Source organism: Laedolimicola ammoniilytica, assembly GCF_025567165.1.
GTDB classification, from domain to species: Bacteria; Bacillota; Clostridia; order Lachnospirales; family Lachnospiraceae; genus Laedolimicola; species Laedolimicola ammoniilytica.
In genome coordinates this window covers 63,388-80,649 of sequence record NZ_JAOQKC010000004.1, presented here as the reverse complement: position 1 = coordinate 80,649, position 17,262 = coordinate 63,388, and the positions used below count along the sequence as shown (strand labels likewise).

The 17,262-nt window shown below is 54.2% G+C and carries 17 protein-coding genes, 1 tRNA gene and 1 riboswitch; all 18 genes read right to left on the bottom strand.

The genetic code is table 11. The annotated features are described in order from the left end of the window. Nucleotides 1-29 precede the first annotated feature (29 nt). Complete coding sequence (gene tgt, locus OCV63_RS04095; RefSeq protein WP_158362210.1) at nt 30-1,163, bottom strand: tRNA guanosine(34) transglycosylase Tgt; 1,134 nt, start codon at nt 1,161-1,163, stop codon at nt 30-32. A gap of 75 nt (nt 1,164-1,238) precedes the next feature. Next, on the bottom strand, nt 1,239-2,339 hold the full coding sequence (gene aroC, locus OCV63_RS04090; RefSeq protein WP_158362208.1) for a chorismate synthase: 1,101 nt from the start codon (nt 2,337-2,339) through the stop codon (nt 1,239-1,241). A gap of 245 nt (nt 2,340-2,584) precedes the next feature. Beyond that, nucleotides 2,585-3,256 carry a SpoIIIAH-like family protein gene (locus OCV63_RS04085; RefSeq protein ID WP_158362206.1) on the bottom strand — a complete coding sequence of 224 codons (672 nt, stop codon included), beginning with the start codon at nt 3,254-3,256 and terminating at the stop codon, nt 2,585-2,587. Beyond that, the gene (locus OCV63_RS04080) at nt 3,253-3,831 is read right to left on the bottom strand and encodes a stage III sporulation protein AG (RefSeq protein ID WP_262670634.1); all 579 of its coding nucleotides are present in this window, start codon (nt 3,829-3,831) and stop codon (nt 3,253-3,255) included. The genes OCV63_RS04085 and OCV63_RS04080 overlap by 4 nt, the downstream gene beginning before the upstream one ends. After that, nucleotides 3,824-4,210 (bottom strand): stage III sporulation protein AF, encoded by a 387-nt coding sequence (locus OCV63_RS04075; protein WP_158362202.1) that lies wholly within the window; start codon nt 4,208-4,210, stop codon nt 3,824-3,826. The genes OCV63_RS04080 and OCV63_RS04075 overlap by 8 nt, the downstream gene beginning before the upstream one ends. Nucleotides 4,211-4,230: 20 nt before the next feature. Next, nucleotides 4,231-5,277, bottom strand: a complete 1,047-nt coding sequence (locus tag OCV63_RS04070; RefSeq protein ID WP_158362201.1) for a stage III sporulation protein AE — start codon at nt 5,275-5,277, stop codon at nt 4,231-4,233. 2 nt (nt 5,278-5,279) lie between these two features. Continuing rightward, nucleotides 5,280-5,663: a SpoIIIAC/SpoIIIAD family protein gene (locus OCV63_RS04065; RefSeq protein WP_158362199.1), complete on the bottom strand. Its 384-nt coding sequence runs from the start codon at nt 5,661-5,663 to the stop codon at nt 5,280-5,282. A 24-nt stretch (nt 5,664-5,687) separates the two neighbouring features. Next, nucleotides 5,688-5,882 carry a stage III sporulation protein AC gene (spoIIIAC, locus tag OCV63_RS04060; RefSeq protein WP_158362197.1) on the bottom strand — a complete coding sequence of 65 codons (195 nt, stop codon included), beginning with the start codon at nt 5,880-5,882 and terminating at the stop codon, nt 5,688-5,690. 17 nt (nt 5,883-5,899) lie between these two features. Next, entirely contained in the window at nt 5,900-6,418 is a 519-nt protein-coding gene (locus OCV63_RS04055) for a stage III sporulation protein AB (protein ID WP_158362195.1), read from the bottom strand. Next, nucleotides 6,391-7,359, bottom strand: a complete 969-nt coding sequence (gene spoIIIAA, locus OCV63_RS04050) for a stage III sporulation protein AA (RefSeq protein ID WP_158362193.1) — start codon at nt 7,357-7,359, stop codon at nt 6,391-6,393. Before spoIIIAA ends, OCV63_RS04055 begins: the two co-directional genes overlap by 28 nt. A 104-nt stretch (nt 7,360-7,463) precedes the next feature. Further along, nucleotides 7,464-10,103 (bottom strand): alanine--tRNA ligase, encoded by a 2,640-nt coding sequence (gene alaS, locus OCV63_RS04045; RefSeq protein WP_158362191.1) that lies wholly within the window; start codon nt 10,101-10,103, stop codon nt 7,464-7,466. A gap of 89 nt (nt 10,104-10,192) precedes the next feature. Beyond that, nucleotides 10,193-10,441: a thioredoxin domain-containing protein gene (locus OCV63_RS04040; protein ID WP_158362189.1), complete on the bottom strand. Its 249-nt coding sequence runs from the start codon at nt 10,439-10,441 to the stop codon at nt 10,193-10,195. 1 nt (nt 10,442) lies between these two features. Next, nucleotides 10,443-11,675: a tyrosine--tRNA ligase gene (gene tyrS / locus OCV63_RS04035; RefSeq protein WP_158362187.1), complete on the bottom strand. Its 1,233-nt coding sequence runs from the start codon at nt 11,673-11,675 to the stop codon at nt 10,443-10,445. A gap of 509 nt (nt 11,676-12,184) precedes the next feature. Next, on the bottom strand, nt 12,185-12,973 hold the full coding sequence (locus OCV63_RS04030; RefSeq protein ID WP_158362186.1) for an ABC transporter ATP-binding protein: 789 nt from the start codon (nt 12,971-12,973) through the stop codon (nt 12,185-12,187). A 12-nt stretch (nt 12,974-12,985) separates the two neighbouring features. Beyond that, nucleotides 12,986-14,044 carry a FecCD family ABC transporter permease gene (locus OCV63_RS04025; protein WP_158362184.1) on the bottom strand — a complete coding sequence of 353 codons (1,059 nt, stop codon included), beginning with the start codon at nt 14,042-14,044 and terminating at the stop codon, nt 12,986-12,988. A 75-nt stretch (nt 14,045-14,119) separates the two neighbouring features. Then, a complete protein-coding gene (locus OCV63_RS04020; protein ID WP_158362182.1) occupies nt 14,120-15,190 on the bottom strand; it encodes an ABC transporter substrate-binding protein in 1,071 nt (356 codons plus the stop codon). 137 nt (nt 15,191-15,327) lie between these two features. Beyond that, a riboswitch (cobalamin riboswitch) is annotated at nt 15,328-15,545 on the bottom strand. Between the two features lie 114 nt (nt 15,546-15,659). After that, nucleotides 15,660-15,731 (bottom strand) — tRNA-Glu (locus tag OCV63_RS04015). 227 nt (nt 15,732-15,958) lie between these two features. Continuing rightward, nucleotides 15,959-17,224 carry a CapA family protein gene (locus OCV63_RS04010; RefSeq protein WP_158362180.1) on the bottom strand — a complete coding sequence of 422 codons (1,266 nt, stop codon included), beginning with the start codon at nt 17,222-17,224 and terminating at the stop codon, nt 15,959-15,961. Nucleotides 17,225-17,262 lie beyond the last annotated feature (38 nt).

The window sequence follows — 17,262 nt, the reverse complement described above, 5'->3', positions numbered from 1 at the left end:
AAGTACTCTGACCTGATTTTATACTTATTTTATACCTGCCCGTTCATCATGCCATCCAGCTTCCGCTTCTTGTACGCCTGATACTCGCCCCTGTCGATGGCATCACGAATCTCGGTCATCATGGTATTGTAGAAATACAGATTATGAAGGACGCACAGACGCATGCCCAGCATCTCCTTCGCCTTCAGGAGATGGCGGATATAGGCCCTGCTGTAGCGGCGGCAGGCCGGACACTGGCAGCCCTCCTCGATGGGCCGGTCGTCCAGCTCGTACTTGGCGTTGAACAGATTGATTTTTCCCAGATTCGTGTACAGATGGCCGTGGCGTCCATTCCGACTTGGGTATACGCAGTCGAAGAAGTCCACGCCCCTGTCTACCGCCTCCAGGATATTAGCCGGCGTTCCCACGCCCATCAGGTACGTGGGCTTGTCCTCGGGAAGATACGGCGTCACCGCTTCGATGATCCGGTACATATCCTCATGAGTCTCTCCCACGGCCAGGCCGCCGATGGCGTAGCCGTCCAGATCCATCTGGGAAATCTCCTTGGCGTGCTCGATCCGGATATCCTCATAAATCGCTCCCTGGTTGATTCCAAACAGCAGCTGGTTCTGGTTGATGGTGTCCGGAAGGCTGTTCAGCCGCTGCATTTCCGCCTTACAGCGGGCAAGCCAGCGGGTCGTGCGGGCTACGGATTTCTCCACATAATCCCGCTCTGCCAGGGCCGGCGCGCACTCGTCGAAGGCCATGGCAATAGTGGAGGCCAGATTAGACTGAATCTGCATACTCTCCTCCGGTCCCATAAAAATCTTCCGTCCGTCAATATGGGAGTTAAAATATACGCCCTCTTCCTTTATTTTGCGTAAGGAGGACAGGGAAAATACCTGGAATCCGCCGGAATCTGTCAGAATCGGCTTGTCCCAGGACATAAACTTGTGCAGGCCGCCCAGCTTCTTCACCACCTGGTCGCCGGGACGCACGTGCAAGTGATAGGTGTTGGAAAGCTCAATCTGGGTTCCGATCTGCTCCAGATCGGAGGTGGCTACCGCGCCCTTAATGGCCGCCACGGTTCCCACGTTCATGAACACCGGCGTCTGCACCGTACCGTGTACGGTTGTAAATTCGGCACGCTTGGCGCGGCCGTCTTTCTTCAATATTTTATACATACTTATTTCAAACCTCCGTAATTATCCAGTTTCTTCCTGATTCCGTTCACAGATTCATGAAAATTTTGTCTCATCTTATCGTCCCCAAACCTTTCGTACCTGATCCATCCTTGCGCTCATGCCTTCAAAAAGCGCGTCCACCAGGGTCAGGGCTGTCATGGCCTCTACTACCACCACGGCCCGGGGCACAATCACCGGATCGTGACGGCCGTGGATGCTGATCTCGATATTTTCACCCTTCTTATTGACGGTATGCTGGGTCGCCGCCACCGAAGGCGTCGGCTTCACTGCCGCCCGGAAAATGATGGGGCTTCCGTCGCTGATACCGCCAAGGACGCCGCCTGCATGGTTGGTCTCCTTCTCCACGCCATTTCCATGGTTCACAAAGGCGTCATTGTTCTCAGTCCCCCGCGCCCGGGCCGCCTGAAAGCCGTCGCCCATCTCAAAGCCCTTCACGGCTCCGATGGACAGAACCGCCTTCGCCAGGTTCGCGTCCAGCTTGTCAAAGCAGGGCTCGCCCACGCCTGCAGGCATACCGGTCACCACACACTCGATGACGCCGCCCACGGAATCCTGCTCTTCCATGCACTGCCTGGTATAGACCGCAGCCTCCGCAGCAGCCTTGGCGTCCGGCATATAAAAGGCATTGTTTGGAATCTCCGCCGCGTCAAAGCGCTCCGGTGTAATCTCCACCGGGCCGATGGAATGGGTATAGGCGCAAATTTGAATTCCAATTTCTTCCAGTATTTTTACCGCCACCGCGCCTGCCGCCACGCGGCCGATGGTTTCCCGTCCGGAGGAGCGGCCGCCGCCCCGGTAATCCCGGAAGCCATATTTCATATCAAAGGTATAATCCGCATGTCCCGGACGATAGTAAGAAGCGATCTCGCTGTAATCCTGCGAGCGCTGAGACGTATTGGCCACCAGAATGGAAATGGGGGTTCCGGTAGTCTTCCCCTCGAAGACGCCGGACAGGATCTCCGCCTGATCCCCTTCCTTTCTGCTGGTGGTATACTGAGACTGGCCCGGCTTTCTCCGGTCCAGATATCGCTGAATGTCTGCTTCACATAAAGGAAGTCCCGCCGGGCAGCCGTCGATGACGACCCCGAGTCCTTTTCCATGGGATTCTCCCCAGGTGGAGACAGAAAAATGCTTTCCAAAGCATGAACCTGCCATGTATTCTCCTCTTTTCTTATGAAAGAATCCTGCTTTGCAGGATTCTCCGCCTGCGGCGGGCCGCTTAAAAACGGCCCACTACCTCTCCGCCGCAACGCGATGAATTTCACGGTCAACGAGCCAGAGTCCATGCTTGCGCGAAAACTTGGCAACTGCCGCGAAAACTTGGGAAACTCGTTTTTCGAGTTTCCCAAGTTCCGATAGTCTTTTCTATCATACAGAAAAATCATTCATTCGTCAACCGCTTACTCGGTCTGCGCCGCCGGTGTAATCACGATATTTTCTCCGGAGATCCCGGTTTTCCGCTTCACGATGTCCTCGATCTGGGCCCGTCCCGCATCGTCCACATTTTCCATATTGACCACCACATCGGCCTGGCCGTCGGTGATACTGACCACCACGTCTTCAAAGCCCTTGGCCGCCAGCAGAATTTCTGCCGCCGCTTCCTTCTCGGCGATGTCCGTCAGCTCTACCATGCTGTCCACCGCCTCCTGCTTCTGGGTCTCGGAGATATTGGTGTTGTTGATGACCTCCAGAAGGGTCTCTTTATTTCTGGAGCGGAGCTGCTCTCTTGTGAGCTTTGCCTCCGCCGCAAAACCGGTACCTGCGGAAGAACTGGCCAGCACGGCCTCGCCGGGTTCTTCCCCATCCTCCACTTCCGCCGTCTCTTCCCCATCAGAGTCAAGGCTTGCAATATCGCCGTCCTCGAACTGCAGCTCCTCCAGGCCAGTCTGGGCGTAGAGATCCTCCGCGGAGATATCCTCTGCGGCGGAGGCCTCCTCCGTGGCCGCGTCGCCTCCGGTCTGCACCTTCGCGCTGTCCAGCTTGCTGCCGGAATAGTTCAAGTATCCGGCCACTGCGATCATGATAGCCAGTGCGGTGATGATCATCTGGTTCTTTTTAAATATGTTTTTCACTTTGCACCCTCCAACTTCATTATTTTTACTTTATGCGCCGCGATGGGAAATAATGCCTGCACGGCCTCCAGAAGCTCCTGCTTCACCACGGCGCTGCCGCCGCCCTCGGCCAGTACCAAAATGCCCTCGATATTCGGCTCCAGCTCCTTAACTACATAGGGGCTTTTGCCGCCGTTTCCGTCCTCATAATAGACCGTCTCCTCGCCCCAATCCTGCTCGTCAGTGGTGCGGCTGCCGCCGTTTGCGTCCGTCTCCTCCACGTTTTTGCGGCTCTCCGGCGTATCCTTTTCCACGATCCGCTCCCCCCGGGATTCCAGGGTCACCATGACCTCCACCCGGCCTGCGCCCGCCACCCGGCTTAGAATGGCGGACAGACGCTTTTCTAACTGCTCTTCGTAGCTCAGCCCGGCCGCTTCTATATCGTCTGTTGCCGCCTCCACCCCGGAAATGGTTTCACTCTCCCCGCCCGCTGTCGTCTTTCCCGGCGTAGTCGGGATCGCAATCACCACCAACAGCACGCCAAAGAGCAGGAGCACCACCAGCTGTTCCTTTTTTGGTTTCTTAAGCTTACTCATCCAGTCCGATTTCCACTTTGATGTCTGGGATTCCATCCGGCTCCTCCTCTCCGTCTGCGGGATTTTCCATACCGTCTCCGGTCAGCTCCTGTTCCCTCTGTTCGATCTCCCGCTCGTAGGCCTGTTCCAGCTCCTCCTGCCGCCGCACAAAGTCCTGAAGCTCCGCGTCGCAGGTCTGCTCCGCGTAAATCCCGTCCAGGGTATCGGACAGACCCGCCGCCGACAAAAGGGGCGAAAGCACCACCAGCATCAGCACAATTCCCATAAAAAAACGGACATATTTTTTCTGGCTCTCCTCCGGCAGCAGATGGAGCACCACCGTCATCAGAATCGTGTAAAACGCGATATCGCGGATCCAGCCATATAAAAATGCCTTCATAACTGCTTCTCCATGCCTCCCTACAGCCGCACCGATACAGTTACCACCACAATAGTCAGCACAAAGAGCACCGTCACCGTAAAAACTGCCTGAAATAAGAGCCTTACGCCCTCGCCTGCCCCGGCCACGCAGCCTACGAAGCGCTTGTCGCAGACCGGCTGAATCAGGGCTGCAGTTCCCTTTAAGAGCAGGAACAGGACGCCCAGCTTCACCAGGGGGCCCAGACAAATCAGAGCCAGAACCAGCACAGCAGCCGCGCCCACACCGTTTTTCAAAAGGACAGCGGAGCCCAGCAGCAGATCGGTGACTCCGCCTGCCACATTTCCGATGCCTGGCAGTACTCGGAGCGCCCGGGTGAAGGCCGTGTTCTTCAGCGCATCCAGGGCAGGAGTAATCATGCCCTGAATCGCGTTAAAACCCACCACCGCCGCCAGCAGGGTTTTCAGAAGCCAGCCCACGCCTTTTCCCGTAAGCTCGGTCATCTGGGACAGGTACTCCTCCTTCGTCAGATGATTGACGAACACCAGCATCATGTACAGGTTCAGCACAGGCAGCAGCACCTCCCCGATGAGCGTATCCAACAGGTAAATAAGGCCGAGCATAAACTGATAGAATACCAGCGCCGTCGTGCTGCCCGCCGACAGGGTCACAGCCAGACACCAGGCCGGAAGCAAAGCTTTCATGAAGCTCTGAACCGAAGACAGCACCTGTCCGGCCAGCTCCGCCGCCCCGGTAAAAATCTGAAGCAGCAGCAAAAACAGTAACAGATAGGTCATTTCAAAGCTGATTTCTCCTATCTGGTCATTTTTAAACAGATTGGTGAAATTTGTAAGCAACGCCGCCGCAATGCCCAGCACCAGTATTGAGATAAAAATCTGTTTTTCCTGGGCGAAGCTCCTGCCCGCCTCACTAAGGGCCATCCTTAGAAAGCTCTCCATCGTAAAGGGCTGCTCCCCGGACAGCAAGGCCAGCACGGTGTCCTGAAAGGAAAAGCTCTGATTCAGGATCTCATCCATGGCGGCCTGAAGCTCGGAGAAATCCAGCTGTTCCACTGCAAACGCGTCCATGGTCACCCTCCCAGAAAGTTCTGCACGGTCTGAAGCAGTGCGCTCACGATGGGCATGCTGACCGCCAGAATCGACAGTTTGGCGAAGACGCCTATCTGTCCGGCCACCGCAGAGCAGCCCGCGTCCCGGCAGATGTCGGCAGCGAATTCCGAGATGTAGGTGATGCCAATGATTTTCAGCAGCACCTGGATGTAGGCACTCTGGACGGAAATGGCATCCTGGATCAGACGGATATTTTCTACCACCAGGCTCAGGCGGCCTGCCGCCAGCAAAAGCAGCAGAAGCCCCGTGCCGACACTGATGCAGACCGCGTATTCCGGTTTGGTCTGCTTTAAAAATAAAGCCAGAAAGACTCCGGTGATTCCAATCATCACTGCCTGAATCATCCCATTTCCCCCTCTCACTGAAATCTAAAGCGCAAATAGCTGTTTCATGGTGTCAAACAGTTCAAAGATGTAGGGCAAAATCCAGAACAGTACCAGCACCAGGCCCGCCAGGCTGGTGAGAAAGGCCTGCTCCTCCCGGCCACTGTGCTTCAACACCTGGCAGATGACGGATACCAGAATCCCCACTGCCGCGATTTTAAAGATGAGGTTTACACTCATAGTTCCTCCGTTCTCCGTCAAAGTAACAGGATGACCAGAAAGACGCCGCCCGCGATCCCAAGGCTCTGGTACAGCCGTTGGCGGCTGCCCATCTGCTCCTGTGCCTCCGCAAGGCTCTGCTCCAGCTGCTCCAGATAGAGGCGGATGGCCGCCAGCTGCATTTCCGTGTCCAGATAGCCCAGCACCTCGCCCAAAGTCTCCAGCTGCTCCAGGTCTGTCCGCGTCAGATGCAGCTTTTTGATATACTTCTGCTCTTCTGCCTTCCAGATCTCGCTTAAGGTCCGGCCATCTGCTTTTTTAAGCTCGTCGGCGATCCCGGACAGGAAGAGACCGAAGGGCGCGGGCAGACGCACGGATACGTGGGTAAAGGCCTCCGGCAAGGGCAGATGGGCGTAGCGAATCTCTCCCTGCAGCATATACATCATTTGCTTTATAACGCGCAGCTCCCGGACCCGCCGTTTCAAATCGCCGCTGTAGCTTGCGCCGATACCTGCCGCGGAGCACAGGATCAGACAGGCTCCTGCCAGTTTGAGCACAGTATCTTCCCCTTTCTGTCACGGATTTCCCGCACGGTTCCGGGGCCCCGTCTGGCATCCAGAATGATGTAGCGGTCGAAGATTTCCTTCTGCATCAGATTGGAAAATAATGGTTTTTGCTGAATATCGCTGAGGCTGCTTCCGTGAACCGTGGCCAGAATACGGCAGCCGCAGTAAATGGCATTTTCCATGGCTTCCATGTCGGCCCTGCAGCCTATCTCGTCCACAGCGATGACTTCCGGGGACATGGAGCGCACCAGCATCATCATACCCTCTGCCTTGGGACAGCCGTCCAGGATATCGGTGCGCTTTCCCAGGTCGCAGCCATGGACGCCCAAGCTACAGCCGCCAAGCTCGCTGCGTTCGTCCACCACGCCTGCGCGCATGCCCCGGTATCCGATTCCGCCATCTGATATCTGGCGGATCAGGTCCCGGAGCAGGGTGGTTTTGCCGCAGCGGGGCGGGGAAATCAGTAAGGTATGATACAGTCCCTCCGGGCCATAGAGCCAGGGGAGGATCCTGTCGGCGCAGCCTTTGATTTCGTGAGTGACGCGGAGGTTCAGGCTGGTGACGTAGCGGATGGTTTTGACTGTGCCGTTTTCCAGGATTACTTTTCCGGCGATGCCCAGGCGGTGACCGCCGGGCAGGGTCAGATACCCCTGGCGGAGTTCGTCTTCGTAGGCGTACAGGGAGTATTTGCCGGCGAATTCCAGAGTTTCGCGGACTTCCTGTTCGGTTATTTTTTTCGCTCGATGGCTTTCCAGGGTTTCGCGGCCTTCTTCGGTCAGGAAGAGTTCGCGGCCCCGGTACCAGAGGGTCAGGGGGCGGGCGATACCCAGGCGGATTTCCTGGAGGGCTTCGAGCTGTAGATGTGCCTTTTTTATGGTTTCTCTTACTGGCAAGGCCAGGATTTTTTCGAGTTCTTCGATTTGGTTGTGCATGTCCTCTCACCTCTTTAGGACAATATATGTAGGGGCAGGCCAAAAAAAGAACCGGCAGTTTGCTTTCGCCCCTGCCGGTTCTCTGATATACATCTGTGTAGTTTTTATTTCATCTGCTCGGCTGCCACCTCAGCTGCCTTTGCAATGGCCTCGTCGATGCCAGCCGGATTCTTGCCGCCGGCCTGTGCCATGCCGGGACGTCCGCCGCCGCCACCGCCTACAAGACCTGCGATAGCCTTAATCAGGTTGCCTGCGTGAGCGCCCTTCTTCTGCGCGCCGTCGGTTGCGGTAGCCATCAGGCTGACCTTGCCGTCTGTGGCGCTGGCCAGTACGACCACGCCCTCACCCAGCTTTTCCTTCAGCTGATCGCCCAGATCCCGGAGACCGTTCATATCTACGCCCTCCAGCTTGGCTGCCAGTACCTTGACGCCGTTTATGTCTTTCACCTGATCCATCACGTCGCCCAGGGCATCCTTCGCCGCTTTGCTCTTCAGAGCCTCGTTCTCGCTGTGCAGCTCTTTGATCTCTGCCAGCAGATGCTCAATCTTTTCATTTAAGTTTGCCGGAGTAGTCTTGGCTGTCTTAGCTGCCTCCTGAAGCTGCTCCTCCACATTCTTATAATAAGCAAATACGCCGTCTCCAGTCAGCGCCTCAATACGGCGCACGCCTGCCGCGATACCTGCCTCGGATACAATCTTGAATACCATGATCTGAGAGGTGTTCGCCACATGGGTACCGCCGCAAAGCTCCTTGGAGAAGTCACCCATAGATACCACGCGTACCTTCTCTTCGTACTTCTCGCCGAACAAAGCCATCGCTCCGGTCTTCTTCGCTTCCTCGATATCCATAACGTCCGTCACAACCGGAAGCGCTGCCTGGATTTCCTGATTTACCAGCGCCTCTACCTTCTCGATCTCCTCCGGTGTCATAGCCTCAAAATGAGAGAAGTCAAAGCGGAGACGATCCGGTGTAACCAGAGAGCCCTTCTGCTCTACATGGCTGCCCAGCACCGTCTTCAGCGCCTTCTGCAGCAGATGGGTCGCGCTATGGTTCTTGCAGGTGTCTGCGTGCTTCTTCGCTGCCACCTCCAGGGTTACCTTATCGGATACCTTGAACATACCCTTGGTCACACGTCCCACATGGCCAATCTTGCCGCCGCGGAGCTTGATGGTATCCTGTACCTCGAACTCGCCGTTCCCGGAACGGATCACGCCGGTATCACCCTGCTGACCGCCCATGGTAGCGTAGAACGGGGTCTCCTTTACGAAAATGGTTCCGCTCTGGCCGTCGGTCAGCGCCTCGGTCAGCTCGCTGTCGGTGGTCAGTACGGTAATCTCGGACTCTGCGGTCAGGCTGTCATAGCCTACAAAGGCAGAAGTCACCTTCGGATCGATCTGATCGTACACGGTAGCGTCTGCGCCCATGTAGTTGGTCACTGCGCGGGCCTCTCTTGCCTTGACACGCTGCTCCTCCATGGCTGCCTGGAAGCCCTTCTCGTCTACGGAAAGTCCCTTTTCCTCCAGGATCTCCTTGGTCAGGTCTACCGGGAAGCCATAGGTATCATACAGCTTGAAGGTATTCTCACCGGAAAGCACCTTCTCGCCCTTTGCTTCCATCTCTGCTTCCATCTCTGCCAGAATGCTTAAGCCCTGGTCGATGGTCTTATTGAATTTCTCTTCCTCCTGGTCGAGAACCTTGAAGATAAACTCTCTCTTCTCGTCCAGCTCCGGATAGCCGTCCTTGGAGCCCTCGATGACGGTCTCGCTAAGCTTGGCCAGGAACTTACCCTCGATGCCAAGGAGACGTCCGTGACGCGCTGCCCGGCGGATCAGACGGCGCAGTACATAGCCACGGCCCTCATTGGTGGGCATGATGCCGTCGGAAATCATGAAGGTGGCGGAACGGATATGGTCGGTAATCAGACGGATCGATACGTCCTTCTGTTCGTCCTTCTTGTATTCGGTGTGAGCCAGCTCGCAAACCTTGTCCCGGAGCGCTCTTACGGTGTCCACGTCAAAGATGGAATCCACGTCCTGCACCACGCTTGCCAGACGCTCCAGACCCATACCGGTATCAATGTTCTTCTGCTTCAGCTCGGTATAGTTGTTGTGGCCGTCGTTGTCAAACTGGGTAAATACGTTGTTCCAGATCTCCATGTAGCGGTCGCAGTCGCAGCCTACGGTACAGCCCGGCTTGCCGCAGCCATACTTCTCGCCTCTGTCATAATATACTTCGGAACAGGGACCGCAGGGGCCTGCGCCGTGCTCCCAGAAGTTATCCTCCTTGCCGAAGCGGAAGATCCGCTCTGCCGGAATCCCGATTTCCTTATTCCAGATGTTGAACGCCTCGTCGTCCTCCAGGTAAACGGACGGATACAGACGATCCTTGTCCAGTCCCACCACCTCGGTCAGGAACTCCCAGGTCCAGTGAATCGCTTCGTCCTTGAAGTAATCGCCGAAGGAGAAGTTGCCCAGCATCTCAAAGAAGGTGCCGTGACGGGCGGTCTTTCCTACATTTTCAATATCGCCTGTACGGATACATTTCTGACAGGTGGTCACTCTGCGGCGGGGCGGAATCTCCGCGCCGGTGAAATATGGCTTCAGCGGAGCCATACCAGAGTTAATCAGCAGAAGACTGTTATCGTTATGAGGTACAAGAGAAAAGCTCTTCATTGCCAGATGTCCCTTGCTCTCAAAAAATTCCAAGAACATTCTTCGAAGTTCATTTACGCCATACTGTTTCATTTGTTCCCTCCTAAGCCCATATCTCGTTACACAGGCTCTCTCTATTCTAAAATCTTTTTTATTATAAATTCTGGAATAGGGTTTGTCAATTACCACTGCTTCATTTCCCGAATCAGCTCTGCCTCATAATCCCCCAGAACCTCCTCCTGGCGGCCGCCGTGGTAGAGGTTGGTCTCTGCGCCGCGCTCTCTGTTTTCCTCAAACTCCCAAATGTGATAGGGAACGCCGCGGTAGGAGAAGTCAATGCTGCCAAGCCCGTCCTCCTCCGTATATTCATATTCCCAGCCCTTTTCCTCCAGAAAGGCGCGGACGCGGGAAAGATACTGTCTTTCTTCCATATTAATCAGCCTTTACCTTGTGGTATGCCTTCTTGCCCTTGCGAAGCACCAGCGCTCCGTCGGCGTCCATATCATTGGTGGTAAATTTCTGGTACACATCTGTTACCTTTACATCATTGACCGTCACGCCGCCCTGCTGTACCAGACGTCTCGCCTCGGAACGGGTGGGAGCCAGCTTTGTCTCCACCAGAAGAGTCAGGATATCCTTGCCCTCGTCCAGGTCGGCCTTCGCATAGGTTGTGGTGGGCATATCGTCGGTCTTGCCGCCGTTGGCGAACAGGGCTCTTGCAGCCTCCTGCGCCTTCTTAGCTTCTTCCTCGCCGTGTACAATCTTAGTGATCTCGTATGCCAGAACCTCTTTTGCGTGATTGATTTCCGCGCCCTCCAGAGTTCCCAGGCGACGAACCTCGTCCATGGGCAGGAAGGTCAGAAGTCCCAGACACTCCTCTACCTTCACATCTTCGATGTTTCTCCAGTACTGGTAAAACTCGTAGGGAGAGGTTTTCTCCGGATCAAGCCACACGGCGCCCTTCATGGTCTTGCCCATCTTGATGCCCTCGCTGGTGGTCAGAAGCTTGAAGGTCAGACCGTATGCCGGCTTATTCTCTTTTCTGCGGATCAGCTCTACGCCGCCGATGATATTGGACCACTGGTCATTGCCGCCCAGCTCCATCTGGCAGCCGTACATCTGGTTCAGCTTCAGGAAATCGTAGGACTGCATGATCATGTAGTTAAACTCAAAGAAGGTCAGTCCCTTTTCCATTCTCTGCTTGTAGCACTCCGCGTTCAGCATCCGGTTTACAGAGAAATGAGCTCCTACCTCGCGCAGGAAATCCACATAATTCAGATCCAGCAGCCAGTCCGCGTTATTGGCCAGAATCGCGTTGTCGTTGTCAAAGTTGATGAAACGGGACAGCTGATTCTTGAAACATTCTGCATTGTGCTGGATGGTTTCCTTTGTCATAATCTTACGCATATCGGACTTACCGGAGGGGTCTCCCACCATGGTAGTTCCGCCGCCTAAAAGGGCGATGGGACGATGTCCTGCCCGCTGCATATGCATCATAGCCATGATGGTCAGGAAATGTCCTGCGGTCAGGCTGTCTGCAGTGGCGTCAAAGCCGATGTAAAAGGTTACTTTTTCCTTGCCGAGGAGCTCTCTTACCTCCTCCGGATGGGTACACTGCTCGATGAAGCCGCGCTCCATGAGTACGTCATAAATGTTTTCTGCCATTGTTCTCTTCCTCCTAATCTTAAAGTTACTCCACTGTGCAGGCCCTGGCTTTTTTCAAAGCCAGGGCTCACGGGCTTCGCCCTATGTTCGAGTCTCCATCCACATTTCCCATGCAAGCATGAAAAATGTTCCTGTAGACTCAAACGCACAGCTCATTGCTTACGTGCAAAAGAAACCCCCGTCCCGTAAAAGGACGAGGGCTACGCTCGTGTTACCACCTTTTTTCATAAACAGCTCGCGCTGCTTACCTCTTCAAGTGCCAGCTATCGACACTCTAGCACGCTAACGGGTGCGGGATTCCGTCACAGCCTACTTCCTGCCCCGGAAAACTGCTTCCGGAAATGGGTTCGGTGCGAAGCTCGGGGATGTATTCAAAATCAGGAGATACGCGCGCCTCTCATCGCCCGGCTGCTTTCTGTCCGCTCCCTCCGACTTCTACTTGTTCCCGTCAAAGCCTTTTGGTTTATGTGTAAATCTGCGTTTATTATAGGCAGGGGAAACTGGTTTTGTCAAGCCCTTTTTCCGCTTTTTATCCAGCCCGGCAGATAATAGATCTGCCGTTTTCCCGTGGCCGTATTTGTGGTAATCTGCGCCTCGATGCCAAAGTACTCCCGGATATTTTCTTTTGTGAGCACCTCTTCCGGCGTACCGTAATCCACAATCTTCCCCTGATACATGAAAATAATCCGATCGCAGTACAGGGCCGCCAGATTCAGGTCATGAATGGACGAAAATACCGTCACGTCCTGCCCCTTTAAAATATCCATAATCTGATACTGATAGCTCACATCCAGATGGTTCGTGGGCTCATCCAGCACAATAAAGGCACTCTCCTGCATCAGCACCCGGGCCAGCAGCACACGCTGCTTCTCGCCGCCGGAGAGGCTTAAGTAGGAGCGGTGCTCGTAGCCGGACAGTCCCACTTCCTTCAGGCATTTTTCACAGAGCTTCTTGTCCTCCGCCGAATCCCCCTGCAGGAATTTTTTCTTGGCGTACCGGCCGAACATGACCATATCCCGCACCTCAAAATCAAACTCCACATGATTTTCCTGGGCCATGACTGCCATTTCCCCGGCCATTTTTTTGAAGGAAAAATCCAGCACATCCTTTTCATTCAGAAAAACGGTACCCCGGCCCGGCTTGTAGGTCCGGTAGATATTTTTGAGAAGCGTAGATTTGCCGCAGCCATTTGGACCAACCAGGCCCACAAACTCGCCATCCTGCACTTCCAGGCAGATTTGTTCCAGAATGCTTTTTCCGTCTATCTGATAATCCAGATTTTTTACCTGTAAACTCATACTCTGCCTCCTCTACTTTTTTCCCATATTGCCCCGACGAATCAGATACAGGAAGAAGGGCGCGCCGAAAAAGGCCGCCACCACGCCGATGGGCAATTCAGACGGAGCAATGATGGTGCGTGAAATCAGATCGGTAAGCATTGTAAAAAGACCGCCTCCCAGAATTGCCATGGGGATCAGCCGTCTGTGTCCGGATCCCACAAAGCTTCGCATAATATGGGGTACAACCAGTCCCACAAAGCCGATCACGCCGCTGACCGATACCACAACGCCAGTCAGAATCGTGGAAGCCGCGATGATAACCAACTTCATTTTCCGCGTATCCACGCCCAGCGTCTCCGCCACATCGTCGCCCAGAAGCAATACGTCCAGCTCCTTCGCGAACAGGAAAATGACCACGATTACCACAACGCCAACCACCACCACATATCTCAGCTTGCTCCAGGTCGCTCCGCTTAAAGATCCTACCATCCAATAGAGCGCCATCTTCGTCTTATCCGATCCCGTATTGATTCCGTATACCATCAGATTGGTAAAGGCTGAGAACAGGGCCGAAGTCGCGATACCCGCCAGCACCAGCTGCGTCGAGGTAATCCGGCCATGTATGGAGGCGATACTTAAAGACAGACAAATGGAGACAGCCGCTCCCATGGTAGCGCCAAAGATAACGGAATACCCGCCCATGAAGCTGAACCAGCCAAGCAAGATGGCACAGACTGCTCCGGCGGAAGCGCCGGAAGAGATGCCAAGTACATAGGGATCCGCCAGGGGATTTTTCGTCAGCGCCTGCATCAGGACGCCGCACAGCGCCAGTCCCGCGCCTACGATAAAGGCCATCAGCACGCGGGGAAACCGGATATTCCAGATGATATTTTCCGTCTTGCCCTCCCAGGCAATTCGAAAGATATCCTTCCCAAAGATTTTATTTACCAGAATTTTTCCAATATCGCCTGCTGAGACGTTCACTGCGCCGATGGTTACCGATATGGTCAATACCGTGGCAATCAGCAGCAATACCAGCAGCAGCGTCACAAGGAAGCGGCCTTTGCCCGATTTTACTGTTCCTTTCATAGATTCCTCCTTCGAGAACACAAATAGAATGAGCAAGAAAAACGGGGAGCTTTCACTCCCCTGTCTTTCCCCCTGTTAGAATTTGTCCGGATACAGCTGCTCTGCAATGGTCTTCACTGCATTGGCGCTTCCTGCGCTTCCCTGCATATCGCTGCAGCATACGGAGTAAATTCTGCCTTCCTTTACGGCGCGCAGATCCTTGGTGAATTCATTGGTCTCCAGGAACTCCCGCTTCTCAGCCACATCGTCTCCGGTATACTCCAGAATCAGAATCACGTCCGGATCACGCTCTACTACTTCCTCCCAGGAGGGCTTTGCCCAGCCTGCTTCGATATCATCGAAGATGGAGATACCGCCGGCCTTCTTGATGATGTCGCCCGGCATACCCTGGCAAGCGGTAAACGGTACATCCTCTCCGGAATCGTAAGCAAATACTTTTACCGGATTCTCATAAGCCTCGTCGCCCAGAGCATCCTGTACCTCCTGAAGAGTATCTTTCATAGCCTGTACCTTCTCGGCTGCCAGTTCCTGCACCTTGAAGATATTTCCCAGAGTTTCATAATCCTTATAGAGATCCTCGAAGGTTGCACTGTCTGTGCATACATACGGGAAGTACATCGTGATACCGTTTTCCTCGCAGAAATCCTTGTTGAAGTTTTTATCTGAGAATGTGGAATCCCATCCCATCAGAAAATCACAGCCGGTTGCCAGCAATTCTTCTTTGGACAGGTTGGTCAGGCCCTCGCCCGGATTCATCAGCTGAGGAACCTCATCCCGGGCCGGATAATCGGAAGCTGTGCTCCAGCAGAAGCCCTTGGTATAACCTACCATCTGGTCCTGCAGTCCCAGATCAAAGAAAAAGTCTGCCATCTGGTCGCCGGAAGCTACCACAGCGGAGGGCATTTTGGTGATGGTGTACTCTACGTTCTCGCCCAGTCCGGAACGCTCCAGGTTCAGGGTAATGCTGACCGGCTCATAATCGCTGTCTGCATCGACCGTCTCATCAGCTGCGTCGGTACTTTCTGCATCCTCTTTAGTCTCCTCCGCAGTGGTGGTTGTGGTATCCGCAGTCTTGGAACCACAGCCTGCCAGCATACCAGCCACAAGGCAGGTACTTAACAATACGCTTACTACTCTCTTCTTCATGTTCTTTCTCCTCTGTTGTATAAAATGATTCGTCCATAAAAAAAGCACCACCCAATCACTTTTGATCAGATGATGCACCCGTATTCGGCATCCAGACGCACTGCGCCCTTTATCTTTCGCAAATGTCATGGACCGTGACAGCAAAAGCAGAATAAGCAGGTCTTCTGACTTACGCTGGCCTTTTTTGTCTTCCTTCTTCCCGTCCCGTACCGTTTCCTGTACCTTACGGACAGTGAAGGAAAACGGCCCTGAAACTTCGCGCTTACAGCGGCGGCACCGCACAGGATTTACACCTGTTTTCCTTTTCACCGGCCCAACATTTCTGTTAGCCGACACTCACTCCGTTAGGTATATTACATATTTTCCGTTTTCTTGTCAAGCATCAAATATTGTTAATCCATGCCAGTTTCTTCCATTTCTCCACAGTACGATAAAACAAAAAGCTCCTGGATAACCAGAAGCTTTTCAGCAGTCGATAGGGGAATCGAACCCCTGTTTTCGCCGTGAGAGGGCGACGTCTTAACCGCTTGACCAATCGACCATTTTCTTATTCTTTTGCGCCGCTCGCTTGCGACTTGTTTAGTATATAATAAGACAAGGGGAAATGCAAGTGTTTTTTCCAAAAAAATTAAATTCTTTATATTGCGTATATTTTTTATATTTTTCTGATAATTCATTCACTTCTAACATACCAAAAAGAACCGCTCTTTTCCTGACTGTCAGAGCTTTCACTTTTCCTTATCCAAAGCCCTGTCAGCATGTTCTCTTCTACTCTGGTACCCTCCCCCCTTCATCTATCGCTATCCCGCCAAAGCACAGCCCCTGCAGCCTGTCATAAAAGCCAGCCCGTTCGCCGCTGTTCATCAGCCCCATCTGATTGGCCGTGCTGACGCATGGAATCACCCGGACATCCACGCCGCTGTCGGTCAGAGTCAGCTCCGCCATCATGGTCTCGTAAGCCCGGTTCGCAAAAATGAAATTACCCAGGCTGTAGAATATGGGCTTTCCATGATAATACTCGATGCCCTGCAGCACATGGGGATGGGCGCCGATGACCGCGTCGGCTCCGGCGTCAATGTACTGGCGGGCCAGGGTTTTCTGATAATCCTCCGGCTCTGTGTTGCGCTCAACGCCCCAATGGACATAGACTACCACATAATCGCAGGTCTCCTTCGCAGCCTGAATCTCCTCCAGAAGCTTCGTCGGATCGTAGGTGGTAAAGAGACCGGAATTGCTCCGAGACGCAGTCCAGGAATGATCCGGAATCACCCGGGTGGCCCCGAGAAAGCCGATGGTCCACCCTCCTGCCTCGATGGTTTTCAGGGAGCTGGCCTCCTCCAGGTTCAGTCCGGCCCCCACATGGAGAATCCCTGCGCCATCCAATGCAGACAAAGTCTCCCTAAGCGGTTCTCTTCCAAAATCCAACATATGATTATTAGCCAGAGTCACGATGTCCGCGCCCAGCTCCGGCAGTACCGATACGTATTTCGGATCCACCCGGAAGGTATATTCCTTATCTTCCACAGCCTCGCCTGTGGTGCCGAAGGGGAATTCCTGGTTCAGCATGAAAATGTCCGCGCCGCGGGTCACATCCAATAATTCCGGGGCAGCTGCGGCAGAAATGCCGTTCCGGTCGTATTTTTCCTGTAAGATATCCGTCAGGAACAGATCGCCTGCAAACAAAAGAGTAACATCCTCCTTCGGCTCCTGCGCATCCGGCTTCGCTGATTCTGTTTCCGAATCAATGGAAGTATCCGGCACATCGCTCTCCGGTGTATTTTCTCCCACGCCGTTATCCTGCACCTTCGGCTGCACCACCGTGACCGTCGGCACCTCCACCGACAGCTTCCCTTCGTTCTCCCCATCCGTATTTTCCGGGGAATCCTGCCCGGCCTCAGCCACGGCTTCCGCGCTTTTTCCAGGCAAAGGAAAGCCTTCCGCCGCCCATAGCGCTCCGCCTACCAGAAGCGCCATAAGAACCGCCAGAATGCTGACTGCGATGCATTTTACCATTTCCCTGAAAAAGCCTGTCATCCGTCCTGTCCCTTCGCCTTTTGTTAGTTCTTATTGTA